General features: G+C 43.0%; 14 protein-coding genes. 7 read left to right on the plus strand and 7 right to left on the minus strand.

Translation table 11 applies throughout. The features are described 5' to 3' along the window. Window positions 1–134: 134 nt before the first annotated feature. Both H6571_15170 and H6571_15175 read right to left on the minus strand, forming a co-directional pair. Complete coding sequence (locus H6571_15170) at window positions 135–725, minus strand: sigma-70 family RNA polymerase sigma factor (GenBank protein MCB9325079.1); 591 nt, start codon at window positions 723–725, stop codon at window positions 135–137. Between the two features lie 300 nt (window positions 726–1025). Beyond that, a complete protein-coding gene (locus H6571_15175) occupies window positions 1026–2879 on the minus strand; it encodes a stage II sporulation protein M (GenBank protein MCB9325080.1) in 1854 nt (617 codons plus the stop codon). Window positions 2880–3026: 147 nt separating this feature from the next. Between H6571_15175 and H6571_15180 the strand changes: the two genes are divergently transcribed. From H6571_15180 to H6571_15195, 4 genes are all read left to right on the plus strand, one after another. Beyond that, on the plus strand, window positions 3027–3770 hold the full coding sequence (locus H6571_15180) for an RDD family protein (GenBank protein MCB9325081.1): 744 nt from the start codon (window positions 3027–3029) through the stop codon (window positions 3768–3770). A 46-nt stretch (window positions 3771–3816) separates the two neighbouring features. Beyond that, window positions 3817–5232, plus strand: a complete 1416-nt coding sequence (gene rlmD / locus H6571_15185; GenBank protein MCB9325082.1) for a 23S rRNA (uracil(1939)-C(5))-methyltransferase RlmD — start codon at window positions 3817–3819, stop codon at window positions 5230–5232. A gap of 163 nt (window positions 5233–5395) precedes the next feature. Next, window positions 5396–5746 (plus strand): hypothetical protein, encoded by a 351-nt coding sequence (locus H6571_15190; GenBank protein ID MCB9325083.1) that lies wholly within the window; start codon window positions 5396–5398, stop codon window positions 5744–5746. A 172-nt stretch (window positions 5747–5918) separates the two neighbouring features. Further along, complete coding sequence (locus H6571_15195; GenBank protein ID MCB9325084.1) at window positions 5919–7826, plus strand: response regulator; 1908 nt, start codon at window positions 5919–5921, stop codon at window positions 7824–7826. On the opposite strand, the gene H6571_15200 is transcribed toward H6571_15195, so the two are convergent. Next, complete coding sequence (locus tag H6571_15200; GenBank protein MCB9325085.1) at window positions 7823–8023, minus strand: helix-turn-helix transcriptional regulator; 201 nt, start codon at window positions 8021–8023, stop codon at window positions 7823–7825. The genes H6571_15195 and H6571_15200 overlap by 4 nt on opposite strands. Beyond that, window positions 8020–8487 carry a hypothetical protein gene (locus H6571_15205; GenBank protein ID MCB9325086.1) on the minus strand — a complete coding sequence of 156 codons (468 nt, stop codon included), beginning with the start codon at window positions 8485–8487 and terminating at the stop codon, window positions 8020–8022. The genes H6571_15200 and H6571_15205 overlap by 4 nt, the downstream gene beginning before the upstream one ends. 193 nt (window positions 8488–8680) lie before the next feature. Here H6571_15205 and H6571_15210 point away from each other — a divergent pair, with 193 nt between their 5' ends. Both H6571_15210 and H6571_15215 read left to right on the plus strand, forming a co-directional pair. Further along, a complete protein-coding gene (locus tag H6571_15210; protein MCB9325087.1) occupies window positions 8681–9046 on the plus strand; it encodes a response regulator in 366 nt (121 codons plus the stop codon). Beyond that, window positions 9043–9915 (plus strand): ChaN family lipoprotein, encoded by an 873-nt coding sequence (locus H6571_15215; GenBank protein ID MCB9325088.1) that lies wholly within the window; start codon window positions 9043–9045, stop codon window positions 9913–9915. Before H6571_15210 ends, H6571_15215 begins: the two co-directional genes overlap by 4 nt. A gap of 318 nt (window positions 9916–10233) precedes the next feature. Here the strand turns inward: H6571_15215 and H6571_15220 are convergent, their stop codons facing one another. Beyond that, window positions 10234–11037: an inositol monophosphatase gene (locus H6571_15220; GenBank protein ID MCB9325089.1), complete on the minus strand. Its 804-nt coding sequence runs from the start codon at window positions 11035–11037 to the stop codon at window positions 10234–10236. Window positions 11038–11160: 123 nt separating this feature from the next. Here H6571_15220 and H6571_15225 point away from each other — a divergent pair, with 123 nt between their 5' ends. Beyond that, window positions 11161–11907 carry a hypothetical protein gene (locus H6571_15225; protein MCB9325090.1) on the plus strand — a complete coding sequence of 249 codons (747 nt, stop codon included), beginning with the start codon at window positions 11161–11163 and terminating at the stop codon, window positions 11905–11907. A 122-nt stretch (window positions 11908–12029) separates the two neighbouring features. Here the strand turns inward: H6571_15225 and H6571_15230 are convergent, their stop codons facing one another. Continuing rightward, window positions 12030–12278, minus strand: a complete 249-nt coding sequence (locus H6571_15230) for an acyl carrier protein (GenBank protein MCB9325091.1) — start codon at window positions 12276–12278, stop codon at window positions 12030–12032. A gap of 76 nt (window positions 12279–12354) precedes the next feature. Continuing rightward, entirely contained in the window at window positions 12355–13089 is a 735-nt protein-coding gene (locus tag H6571_15235; GenBank protein ID MCB9325092.1) for an outer membrane lipoprotein-sorting protein, read from the minus strand. Window positions 13090–13092: the final 3 nt, after the last annotated feature.

Raw genomic sequence — 13092 nt, forward strand, 5'->3', positions numbered from 1 at the left:
GCTGTAATGCTTCAATGCGATAATGATCTAATGCTGTGATGCTATGATGTTGGATTCATAATATCATTAAATCAAAACATCATAGTATGGTAGTATCAGAACATCGAAGTTCAAACCATCGTAGTATCAAAATATCAAACCATCAATAATTGATACTCCGGGCTCTCCCTCACGAGTTCGGTCAGTTTTTTCATACAGACCGATTTTCGTTTGCGCAGGTAAGCATAGGTAACGTTGAGCATTTCCGCTACTTTTTCCATAGGCTTTACCGTCCAGGAAAGTTTCAGTACTTCGCGGCAGCCTTCGCTCAGTTCAGCTAGTTTTTCTTTGAACAAAGCTTCTTTCCTGGCCACCAGGTCAAAGGCTTCCGAAGTTTCATTCACTTCCACATCGGCTACCTCATCATATCCCTGCATATCCGAAAATGTTACCATCTTTCCGGAAGGTTTATTCAGTTTATTCACCCAGCGGCGGTAAGCCATCATTTTTATAAAGGCATCAAACGGGCAGGTAAGCAAAAACTTTCCTTTACGGGCCAGGGCACAAATTTCCATCAGCAATTCATTGAAAAGATCTTCTGCATCGTGAACGTTACCGCTGTTCCGGATGACAATGGATTTTACACTTCCCGAAAACCGGGTGTAAATCTCCCGAATGAGCCGATGATCATTTTCGAGCAGTGCCGTAACGTAACGTTGATCTTCGTGGGCGGTTTTTCCCTCCATAATATTGGGTTCAATTTTTTTATAAAATTACAAAAATGCCGGAAATAAGGGTAACAATGTGAAAATGACAGGATATTAGGTTGGTTACTGGTTACTGGTTGCTCGGTTGCAAGGTGACATTTTCCTAGGACAAGGCAAGCGAGTGAGTAAAAGAGGCCGTCCCCACGCTGGAGCTAAGCCTTACTTTAGCCTTTAGCCTTTAATCTTTAGCCTTTAATCTTTAGCCTTTAATCTTTAGCCTTTAAGATTTCTCTCCCCATAATCCCTAAACATGCGGGGGTGGCGTAATGCTGCCCCTTTTTATTCTCTTTCAAGTCCCTTGATGCGTCGCTTCAAGCCGATCGATTTGATATTGCGAAAAAGTTCTCCGGCTTCGTTGATCTCCGAAAGGCTGTAATAAGCAAGTCCCACTCCTGTGGCCATCAGGATCAACAAGAGGTTGAGCAAAAATATATTAAAAAAAGTAAGCAAGACAATGGTCAGAGAATCCATGGTGGACTGATCGAAATGGACGATCCAGTTGATGATCTGGAAAAAGAAATTCACCAGGGCGGTATCCGCCAGGGAATAAAAAAACAGTCCTGCGATGAAAACGAGGTTGAAAATGCCCAGCAATTTTCCATAATTGCCGGCCAGGATCATCTGCATTCTTGAAAAGGCTTTGAAAATATTGATTTGTTCCCGCTGAGCAGTGAAATACCAAAGGAGTACAACCGGGACCACGAAAATCATGAGGATCACGGTAAATCCGGAATTGAACCAAAGAACCAATTCGATCATACCGGCAGTGATGATTGCCGTAATCATGTTGGTCAGGTGGTTCATCCGGCGTGTTTTTTCGATAAATTGTTCTTCTTTCCGCAGCAGGGTAAACGTCACGAAAGTAATCACAGCAATACTGCCCCACATCAGCCATGGCATATAATGGATCACTTCCGAAGAAAAGAATTTATTCAGAACGCTTAAGGTTCCGAACAAATAGGTGGGGAAATAAAACAAACTAACGGGATCTTCCTCCGTAAGGGCAAAGGTCATTACGGTAAACAGGGCACTCACCATAGCGGCGGATAATAAAAGAACCCCCACGTTTTTTTTAAAAAAGATAAACACCTCTCCAAAGAGGGAAGCAACATCCTTGATCCGCAGAAAATCAATAAACTGGTCCTTATCCGGCGGCACCCGAACTTCTGACAGAGGTTTTTCAAAGCCCTTTTTGGCCAGCATCCACGGGTACCAGACGAAATACGTCAGGATGAATATCAGGCAAATCAGGATAAAGATGGCCCTGATAAAATCCGGTGTCTCGGTGTGGCGGGTAAGATAGCCTTCAAAAAAACCGGCCAGCATAATGATGGGCATAATGCCTACCATGATCTTGATTCCTCGTCTTGCCGACTGCTGGAAAGCTTTGGCCCGGGAATAGTTGCCCGGAAATACCAGTCCTCGTCCCATGGTGATCCCTGCGGCCCCGGCGATGACCATGGCGGACATCTCCAGCGTTCCGTGTATCCATATCGTGAGAAAAGATTCCCAAAACAGCCCCCGGGCGATAAAAAAATACTGGAAAGCCCCCACCATAATGCCGTTGCGGATGATATGAATGATGCTGCCGATGGAAAAAAAGGCTCCAAAGGCAAATATCAGGAAAGAAACAAAAAGGTTGTTAATGGTAATTCCCAGAGTCATCCCAAAGGCTCCTTTGTCTTTGTACACCGCCATAGGGTCGCCGGAGGCAATATTATCGACCGTCATTTCCACATAATCAGGCCCGAGAATGACTTCGGCGAATTCGGGGTCCATGGCAGAAGAAAGCAGCCCAATGGCCATCGATAATACAAAGACGAAAAAGGAAATCCGGAAAGCTACCCGCGACTCATGCATCAATTGGGGCAGTTCGTCTTTCCAGAAATTTACGAAACGCCCTCGAAATGATTTTTTGTTTTTGTATATCCTGTTAAACACTCGCTGCGCCAGCCCATTGAGGTAAACCCTAACCGACCGGTTGGGATAAAAAGTGCGGGAAAAAGAGAGGTCATCCGTAATCTGTATAAAAAGATCATTTAGTTCTTCCGGATTTTCAGTTCCTCTTTCGAGTACTTTTTCAAACTCTTTCCATTTCTCCTGGTTCTGCTCAATAAATTTTGTTTCGCGCATTGTTGCCGGATAAATTGAAATGTGGGTAACTTTGCAAATATAATAATTAAGTGGGAAGTCTATAGAAATCGGGGGGGAGACTGAAACAACTGGAACACCCCTGACCTGGCGGTACGGGATGGATAATTGGAACACAAGAATAATTGAATGCAGACTATATTTATAAAAACCAGTCAGAACGTAACCATTGAGTATGAACTGGCAACGCTTTGGGAGCGGTTGCTGGCCCTTCTGCTCGACATGGTCATCGTTTATGTTTTTGACCTTATACTGGTGACGCTGCTTAGGGCTGCCTTCTTTTCAAATGCTGAATCCTCTTTGCTGTTGAGTGTGCTTTACGGCTTGCTGCCGATCGTTATTTTCCTGATTTACCAGTTTGCGATGGAAGCCCTGGCTGATGGGCAAACGCTGGGTAAGAGAGCTTTAAAGATTAAAGTACTGCGGCTCAACATGGACGGTTCCGGGTTAAGTGATTATATGTTGAGATCTATTTTTTATTTGATTGATCTTTTTTTTTCGGCAGGCATCCTGGCGGCGTTGTTGATCTCCACTACCAAAAAGAGGCAAAGGCTGGGCGATATGACTGCCAACACGACGGTGGTCAAACTCGAGCCATCCTATCCCCTGAAACTCGAGGATATTCTCAAGATCAGCACCCTTGACGATTATCAACCCGTTTATCCCGAGGTGAGAAATCTCAGTGAAAAAGACATGCTTTTGATCAAGGGGACCATCGTCAGGTTTTCAAAACATAAAAACCAGGCCCATCGTAAAGCTGTGAATGATTTGGCTTTACACCTTCGGCAAATCCTCGATATCCCCGATATTCCAAGAGACAGGATCGGGTTTTTAAAAACACTGATCAAGGATTATATCGTTTTAACAAGATAATTTAAACAATCCCCCGGTGCTGTCGAGCATGGGAAAACAGAAAAAAATGGCTAGAAAAAAGCAGAAAAATGTTATTGTGGAGCAGGTGTCCTTTACCGGGATTGCAGACCGGGGAAAAAGCATAGGCCGAAATGAAGAAGGAAGGGTGTTTTTTGCCCAGGATGTAGCCCCCGGGGATGTAGCCGATCTGCTCATTATCAAAAAGAAAAATGAGTATCGCGAGGGCGTTCCCGTGAAATTCCACAAATACTCGGAAGAGCGTGTTGAGCCTTTTTGTAAACATTTTGGCACCTGCGGAGGGTGTAAATGGCAACACATCACTTATGAAGCCCAGGCAAAATACAAACACGATGTGGTTGAAAATAACCTTAGGCGTATCGGGAAAATCGAAGTCGCTGATTTCAGACCTTTAATGAAAGCCAAAGACACCGTTTATTATCGCAATAAGCTGGAATTTGCTTTTTCCAATAAAAGATGGCTCACCAAAGAAGAATTGAATACCGATATTTCGAATGAGGAAGATGTATTGGGCTTTCACCGGGCCGGGGCTTTTGATAAAATTCTCGATATCGATCATTGTTGGCTGCAGTCCGAACTTTCCAATGAAATTCGAAATGGCATTAAAAAAATTGGCCTTGACCAAAAATTGCCGTTTTTTGATCTCCGCCAAAACAAGGGGTTTCTGCGCCACATCCTCATCCGCACCTCCTCCTTGGGGGAATTGATGCTGATCGTCAGTATTCATGAAAATGATCCGGACCGAATCAACCCTTTCCTGGATGAAATATTGAAACAGTTCCCACAGATCACCACCCTCATTTACTGTATCAATCCAAAACTCAACGACTTTCTGCTCGACCTGGAAATGGTTACGTATCACGGACCGGGTTACATCCAGGAACGGCTCGGTCATGTGCTCTTCAGGATCGGCCCTAAATCCTTCTTCCAGACCAATACCGGTCAGGCAAAAGAATTGTATGATGTGGTCGTGGATTTTGCGGAATTGAAGGGAGATGAAAATGTGTATGACCTTTATACAGGTTTGGGAAGTATTGCCCTTTATGTGGCCAAAAACTGTAAGCAGGTGGTCGGGATCGAAGAAGTGGAAGATGCGATAGAAGATGCTAAAGTCAACGCGAAATTGAACGATATCGACAATGCCGTTTTTTATGCCGGTGATGTCAAAGACATACTGACGGAAGATTTTTCCCGAAAACACGGCAAACCTGATCTGCTCATCACTGACCCGCCCCGTGCAGGAATGCATGCCAAGGTGGTAGAGATGTTGCTCCAGCTGGAGGCTCCGCGAATGGTTTATGTAAGTTGTAATCCGGCCACCCAGGCCAGGGATCTGAACCTGCTCAAGGAAAAGTACGATGTGCTCAAAGCGCAGCCTGTTGATATGTTTCCGCATACCCATCATATTGAAAATGTGGTCCTGCTGCAATTGAGGAAAGAGTGATGGATTGATGTTATGATCTTACGTACTAAGATTTTGTCCAAACGCCTCAAAAATTCTGAAAACTCCAAAATCCTGAAAATCCTGATCCAAACAGTGGGTGGATGTGCTGATTTTCAGTTTGCCGATAGGATTAAATTAAAAAAACGCTTAAATTAGCTGACCTGTGAATGATAATCTATATTTTGACAACCTGCAAAAGAGCCTGGAAGCTCACTTGGAGCTGATGCAAAATACGGCTGAGGCTATAATTGACCAGGATATTTCAAACTATCCGATATTTCTGGTGAATACGGACCCCCCGCCTTTGGGCATCAATATTGAGGTTTTTGATTTTGATGGAAAAAGTTGGATCATCAGTGCTACGACCCTTGAAGAACTGGCCACCAAAGGGGTAGTCGAAATGGAAAAAGTGGACGATTTTAAAGTGGTTTACCGAAAAAACGATCATGCACTCTGCCTGTTGATTTCGGCAGAAGAGGTGGCCCTGTTTATTTTTATGCCGAAGCAAGGATAATTACTTAAGCGACCCCGATAATCTATATACTACATACTACACACCAACATTCGCAATCATCCTCCCAAACGGCAGGCTCACCATGGCACCGTAACAGGGATAGTGTATTGCACCCATTTTATTAGAAAAAGAGAAAACGCACATGCAAAATTTAAAGGCTGATACAAAATCTATGATAAAAATTCTCTTTATAGAAGACGATCTCGCCTATGCCAGGCTGGTGGAAGTCTTATTGGACGATTCGGGATTGATGGATTGCGAGCTGATCAACGCGCCTTCGTTGAAGGAAGGCCTGGAACTGCTCAAAAACAACGATGATTTTTCGGCCATCCTGCTCGATCTGACCCTGCCTGACAGTGCCGGTTTTGAAACGCTGGAAACGATCGTCAATAAATATCCTCAAAAGAATATCATTGTGCTTACCGGTGCCAAAGATGAGGCACTTGGCGTCAAGTCTGTACAATTCGGAGCCCAGGATTACCTCGTTAAAGGTGAATTTGATGAACGCCAGCTGACGAAAACCCTGCGTTACTCAATAGAACGGAACAATATCCTTAGTCGACTGGAAGAAGCCCAGCGTATCGCCAGGATCGGCCACTGGGAATATCGTCCGGAAGATGACTTCTTTACCGCCTCCAACGGAGTTTACCGTATTTTCGGTATCGATCCGGCCGATGAGGCCTTTTCCATAGAAGATATAAAATCAACAGGAAGTCCTTTCCATCCTCTTTTGCAAATGGTGGATGAGGCCATTAAGCGCAAGAAAGTGCGTAAAGAGGCCCGCATACGGCTTGCCAATAATTCCACGAGATTCGTTTCTATGACCTGCGAGGCTTCCCTGACTCCCGACGGAACCTATATTTTCTCCGGCATCATCCAGGATATCACGGAACAAAAACGAGCCGAAGAGTTGCGCAAGTCGAGGGATATGGCCCAGCAATCGGCCAAGATCAAGGAGCAGATTTTTGCCAACGTAAGCCATGAGATGCGCACGCCGATGAATGCCATCCAGGGCATGGTCAACCTGATGTTTCAAACCGAACTCGATAAAGAACAAAAACAATATGCTGATTCCATCAAGGAATCCTCTGACGTACTGCTGGCCATCATCAATGACATTCTGGAAATATCTTCCATTCAGAATGAGAAGATTTTCTTTGAAGAGATTGAATTCGATTTACATACAGTTTTGGACAATATCGCTGATACCTTCAGACCTAAAATTGAAACCAAAGATCTGAATTTTAAACTGGAAGTGGATCCGCGGATTCAGTGGAACCTCCGGGGCGACAAACTTAAATTAAACCAGGTATTGCTCAACCTCGTTGGCAATGCCATCAAATTTACCGACCAGGGCAGCATCTCCATTTTTGCAGATGTGCTCGAAAACGCCCGTGATTTTGCCAAAATCCGTTTTCGCATACAGGACACCGGGATCGGCGTGGCCCATGACAAACAAGGCCTTATTTTTGAAGCTTTTACCCGGGTGCTTTCCAAAAATCACCATTCGGAAGGTACCGGACTGGGGCTTTCCATCGCTAAAAAACTCGTGGAACGGCAGGGAGGAAATATTGGTGTGGAAAGTGAAGAAGGGGCGGGTTCCGTATTTTTCTTTGAACTTACCTTTGGAAAGGGAGCCTCTTTGAACGAACCGGCCAAAGTGATTCCCCAGTTCGATAAATTAGGGGAAAAGATTTCACGGAGTTTTAAAGTGCTTATCGTTGAAGACCACAAAATGAACCAGCTGGTCATGCAAAAGACACTGGAGAAACAATGGGAAAAGGTGGAAGTAGCCGTTGCCAATAACGGGAATGAGGCTATTGCCTTTCTGGAAAAACAAGCGGTGGATATCATTTTGATGGATATACAAATGCCCATCAGGAATGGTTTTGAAACGACAGAGTATGTGCGCAAAAAAATGCCTGCTGAGATCGCCAATATTCCCATCCTGGCCATGACGGCCTGGCAATATGGCAATACCCAGGAAGATTACCGAAAATTCGGCTTTGACGACTACATCCTGAAACCTTTCGATCCGGAAACGCTTTTCCAGAAGATCGAACATTTTTTGGATCGCTAATCCGATTCCTCCAGTTGGAAAATTGCTTCTATGGGTTTTTCAAAAACGCGGGCCAGCTTTAAGGCTAAAACCGTTGACGGGACATATTTGCCTGATTCAATGGCGTTTATGGACTGTCGGCTCACCCCGATAAGTTGGGCAAGTTGTTCCTGGGTGATGTTTTTTATGGCTCTTTCAACTCTTATGTTATTCTTCATGCCACTCGTTTTTTAGTTCTTATCATAATGATATTAAACCTGATAATGAATAAAATCAGCAGGGAATACATGTTTAAAAGCATCGCATTAAAAAATACGAATCCGTAAACAAAAACAAGGCAAAATAAAATAAAAATAACGTTAACATAAGTAGCCCATAACAAGGATTCAAGCCTCAGTTTCATAATAAATTCATCTTCTTCCTTTTCTTTCGAAAAAGCGACCAGGACTGCTCCGACTAAAAGTAAAATGCCAATGATTTCATCGGTTAGGTTATTATCGATCATGACTGCGAATTTTGAGCCTTTTATGAGTTCATCATTAAAAAGGGCGAAAACCCTGGCTTCCAAAAAATTCCATTCAAATTCGCTGGCCATGTAAAAAATGCCCGCAATAAGAGCAGGTATGAAAAGTATCCACCCAATTTTTTTTAAGGCATTGGGAAATAAAAATTTTGTTTCCATGATTTATTTATTTTTGTTAGAGTACAAATGTAAACCAATATTTACTAAAAGTCAAGTGTAATTTACATTTAGATAACTAGAATTTACTTTTTTTACCGAGTTAGAGCTTCGAATTGGCGTAAATAGCTGAATTTTATCTTAATTTTTGTACCTTCACCACCTAATTCAATTAACTGCAATAGTCCCTTATCCAATGAAATTACTAATTTGTGAAAACGAGGATGTCTTGCTTACTGCTCTGCAGTTTAGGCTGAACAAAAGAAACCACACACTCATTTTAGCCAAAGATGGTAAGGAAGCTGCCCAATACCTTTTGAATTCCAAACCCGATATAGTCATTACAGAACTTAACCTTCCAAAAACCTCCGGGCTGGAACTGCTCCGCCTTGCCAAAACACAGGTAGACCCCAACCTTCCTTTTATCATTATTGCGGATATTGAGATGGCTGATGAGATTCTTGAAATTTTAGCCGAAGGTGCCCGGGATTTTCTCCTGAAACCTTTTAAACCCGATGAACTCCTATTGCGTATTGAAAAAATAAAACAAGAAAATAAATGACACACAAAACAATGCTTGTACTGCTGGCGGTTATTGTTTCGACCACACTTTTTGGTCAGAAAAAACCAGCCTACCAGATTTTTAACTCAAAAGAAAAAAAAGCTGGTTATGAAAAAATGCTCGATGCCTGTGAAGGGGCGGATGTCGTATTTTTTGGAGAATCTCACAACAATCCAATTTCCCATTGGTTGCAGTTGGAGCTGACGAAGGACCTTTATGAAAAAAAGAACGGCAATCTCACCCTGGGCGCAGAGATGTATGAATCCGATGGCCAGATAATCCTCGATGAATACTTCAGTGGTGCCATCAACCAAAGTTCTTTCGAAAAGGAAATGCGGCTGTGGCCCAATTATAAAACGGATTACAAACCTGTGCTGGAATTTGCCAAAGAGAAAGGGGTGAAGATGATCGCCACCAATATCCCGAGGCGTTATGCCAACCTGGTTTTCAGAAATGGGCTGATCGCTCTTGATAGCTTGTCGGATGAAGCCAAAAAATATATTGCACCGCTGCCGATTACCGTCGACCTGGAACTAGAAGCCTATAAATCATTAATGGATATGGATATGGGGGGACATGGCGGTTCTTCGGAAAATTTTCCGTATTCCCAGGCAGTGAAAGATGCCACCATGGGGTATTTTATTTATAAAAACTTGGAAGTTGGCAAGACATTTATCCATTACAACGGAAGTTATCACTCCGACAATTTTCAGAGCATTCTGTGGTATTTGAACGAACTTAACCCTAAATTGAAAGTGGTCACCATTACGACCGTAGAGCAGGATGATATTTCTGAACTTAGTGAAGAAAACGAAGGAACGGCAAATTTTATCATTTGCGTTCCTAACAGCATGACTAAAACTTATTAAGGTTAAATGATCCGGGATGTTATTTTTTTGGGAATGTCCCGGGTTATTTTACCACATAGTCGCATAGTGCATAAAGTTTTTTTACCACATAGTCATATAGTGCACAAAGCTTATTTTACCACATAGTCGCATAGTGCATATAGCTTATTTTACCACATAGTCGCATAGTGCATAAAGCTTTTTTTACCACATAGTCATATAGTGCACAAAGCTTATTTTACCACATAGTCGCATAGTGCATAAAGCTTTTTTGCCACATAGTCATATAGTGCATAAAGCTTTTTTTACCACATAGTCATATAGTGCATAAAGCTTCTGCTATTCCCCAAACGCCACTTCAATATATTTAAAAAACGCTTCTTCTACTCCCGCACTTGTGGCCACGATTTCCCGTCCGTATAAAAAATCGTCTCCTCCTCTGAAATCCGTTACTTTTCCTCCGGCTTCCTGAACGATAAAAGCCCCCGCAGCTACATCCCACACGTTAAGGCTGTATTCGAAGAACGCATCAAAACGTCCGCAGGCCACATAAACGAGGTCTACCGCAGCTGAGCCCAGGCGACGGATGCCGCGTGTTTTGGCCATCATTTCAGACAGAATCTGAAGATAACCCGGAATCCTGTCGTAGTCATAATAGGGAAAACCCGTTGCTATCAGCGCATCGGCCAGGTCATCCGTTTTACTGATGGTAATGGGCTTGCCGTTCAAAAATGCGCCCCCTGACTTCCAGGCATAAAAACATTCATCCTGGTTTATCTCATATACGATGCCCATGATGGTTTCATTTTTCCACTGCAACGCCACGCTAATGGAAAAAATGGGTAAAGAATGAAGGAAGTTGGTGGTTCCATCCAATGGATCGATGATCCATCGTAAATCTCCTCGCTGGGTTTTGACGGTTTCCTCTTCCGTTAGAAAAACGGCTTCGGGCAGCAGTTCACCCAGGCCTTTTACCAGGAGTTCTTCTGCTGTCTTGTCCACATAACTCACCAGGCTATTCAGGCTTTTGGTTTCTATTTCTCCGCGAGTAACCTTGCCTTTTTCTCCGCGAATAAATTCTCCAACGCGAAGGATGATTTCCTGGCTGTCTGAACACAAAGTTTTTAAATTGATATGATCCATTTTTTTATTTATACGTTATTTTTCACGAATTTATGGTTTACCTTTAATTTCGTGTAGTAGCTTGACAATTATCTAGACAAAAACATTATTTGTTTTACGACTTTAGGGTTTATATTGGTTTCCATGGACAAAAAAGAATACATTCTTCAAAAACAATTCAGGATCACCTCCAGGGATGCGGATTTTAAATGCGATCTAAGGTTGAGCTCTTTGATTAATTTATACATACAGGCGGCGTGGCAACATGCTGAAATCCTTGGTTTTGGGTATGGCCATTTGAATGAGCAACAATTAGGTTGGGCGCTTTCCAGGCTTAAAATAAAAATAATAAAATTGCCCTCATGGCCCGGGACCATTGTGGTGAATACATGGCCCAAAGGATTGAATCGGCTATTTTATATGCGTGACGCGGATTTTTTGGATGGACAAGGAAATCCGTTTGCTTCTGTCACCTCCGGGTGGCTGGTTTTTGATATGAATACCAGGCGACCAAAACTACTGGATGCCAAACCTGCCTCCTTATTTCATAATGAAGACCGCCATGCCATCGATGAAACAATCCCCGCTCTAAAATTTGATGGTGCCCCCACCAGGTCAACCCACTTTCATGTTCGTTATAACGATATCGATATGAACCAGCATCTTACGGCTATGCGGTATATCGAGTTCATGACAGATACCTATGACATTCGGTTCTTTAAAACATACCAGCCCCTGGAACTTACCGTCAATTATTTAAAAGAAATAATCTTTGGCACGGAATTAATAATGCATCGATATGAAAACGGATTCAGGCATGGTTTTGAATTGGTAAATGCCAGTGATGCCAGCGTTTGTTTCAGGGGGGAGTTGACTTTTGTGAAAGGGTGAGGTTTTTAACGCAAAGGCCAGGGATACGCCAGGGCCGCAACGAATATATTGGATGCGGAGCCCCTTTAAAATTACACATTGCGCACTTTGCGATTTACTTGCGGCCCTTTCGTTTAAATTTTTCAGGAAGCATGTAAATAAAAATACTGACTCAAATCCTGAATGGTTTCCACAATTTCTGCTTCTTCCGCCGTGAGGTAAACATCCAGCCTGTTTTCTAATGCGGCAATGAGCAACATCTTGTCCTGTGTGTCGAGGTTGAGGTCATTGCTCAGACTACTGGATGGAAAAATGTTGGAAGATTGCACATGGAGTTCCCATGAGATGAGATCAATGATCCTGTCTTCGGAGAAGTCGATCTTTTTTTCCATTATTCAAAGGTTTAAGAATGACAACAAAGCCGGGTTGAGAAAAGGTAAACCGGGCTATGTTGTTATTATTTATAGACTATTGTTTCAACGATGCCTTGGTGAACAGATCTTCCGGTATTACCTGATTGAATTTTATACTCGTCATTTTAAACTCCGTACCATCTCCCTGGGTGAGCATATTTTTGTAAACGATGGTACGCGGGAACCAGCGACCTTCAATTTTTTCGACATCACTCAGGGTGGATCTTTTTAATAATTGCCCGCTTTTGGCGTACAATTCTTCTTTCAGGGGGACGTAACGCTCTGTGTCTATCCATTCTTTGCGTGTGGCATAAGCCACATCATCAACCTTAGCCTTCAGCTCAAGAACCCACGTTGGGCGGCCGTCAATTTCTTCATTGCCGATAACCGAAGCGGAATAGATTTCAGTCAATTTCCTGTCATCCATCATATCTTCATAAGACAGGTCAGATCCCATCACGGATTGACGCAGCATGTGCCCGGAGATCTGTATGATCCTGTCGGTAGAAGGAGAATAGATCCACAATTTATCTTCCAGTTTCAACATTTTGGTGCCTTGTTCTCGGGCTGGTGCGAGGTATTCCGTATAGGATTGTTTGTCGCCAACGGAATAAGATCTCGAAGAGATGCTCCTGCTGCCGCGTTTGCCGTGAATGATCATGGTGGATTCAAAAATCCTGTTTTCGGAGGACATATTCTTATCCACTTTATCAAGAATTTCATCCGCAGAGGGTTGTCCAAAGGCCAGGAATGTTATAGTGCTGAAAATAGCGATTAAGAATGTTTTCATCTT

The sequence above is a fragment of the Lewinellaceae bacterium genome, from assembly GCA_020636105.1.
Classification (GTDB): Bacteria; Bacteroidota; Bacteroidia; order Chitinophagales; family Saprospiraceae; genus BCD1.

Excerpts from the sequence above, each read along its gene's own strand:
- H6571_15170 (MCB9325079.1), bottom strand. The coding sequence starts at position 725 with ATGGAGGGAAAAACCGCCCACGAAGATCAACGTTACGTTACGGCACTG.
- H6571_15175 (MCB9325080.1), bottom strand. The coding sequence starts at position 2,879 with ATGCGCGAAACAAAATTTATTGAGCAGAACCAGGAGAAATGGAAAGAG.
- H6571_15180 (MCB9325081.1), top strand. The coding sequence starts at position 3,027 with ATGCAGACTATATTTATAAAAACCAGTCAGAACGTAACCATTGAGTAT.
- rlmD (MCB9325082.1), top strand. The coding sequence starts at position 3,817 with ATGGCTAGAAAAAAGCAGAAAAATGTTATTGTGGAGCAGGTGTCCTTT.
- H6571_15195 (MCB9325084.1), top strand. The coding sequence starts at position 5,919 with ATGATAAAAATTCTCTTTATAGAAGACGATCTCGCCTATGCCAGGCTG.
- H6571_15200 (MCB9325085.1), bottom strand. The coding sequence starts at position 8,023 with ATGAAGAATAACATAAGAGTTGAAAGAGCCATAAAAAACATCACCCAG.
- H6571_15205 (MCB9325086.1), bottom strand. The coding sequence starts at position 8,487 with ATGGAAACAAAATTTTTATTTCCCAATGCCTTAAAAAAAATTGGGTGG.
- H6571_15210 (MCB9325087.1), top strand. The coding sequence starts at position 8,681 with ATGAAATTACTAATTTGTGAAAACGAGGATGTCTTGCTTACTGCTCTG.
- H6571_15215 (MCB9325088.1), top strand. The coding sequence starts at position 9,043 with ATGACACACAAAACAATGCTTGTACTGCTGGCGGTTATTGTTTCGACC.
- H6571_15220 (MCB9325089.1), bottom strand. The coding sequence starts at position 11,037 with ATGGATCATATCAATTTAAAAACTTTGTGTTCAGACAGCCAGGAAATC.
- H6571_15225 (MCB9325090.1), top strand. The coding sequence starts at position 11,161 with ATGGACAAAAAAGAATACATTCTTCAAAAACAATTCAGGATCACCTCC.
- H6571_15230 (MCB9325091.1), bottom strand. The coding sequence starts at position 12,278 with ATGGAAAAAAAGATCGACTTCTCCGAAGACAGGATCATTGATCTCATC.
- H6571_15235 (MCB9325092.1), bottom strand. The coding sequence starts at position 13,089 with ATGAAAACATTCTTAATCGCTATTTTCAGCACTATAACATTCCTGGCC.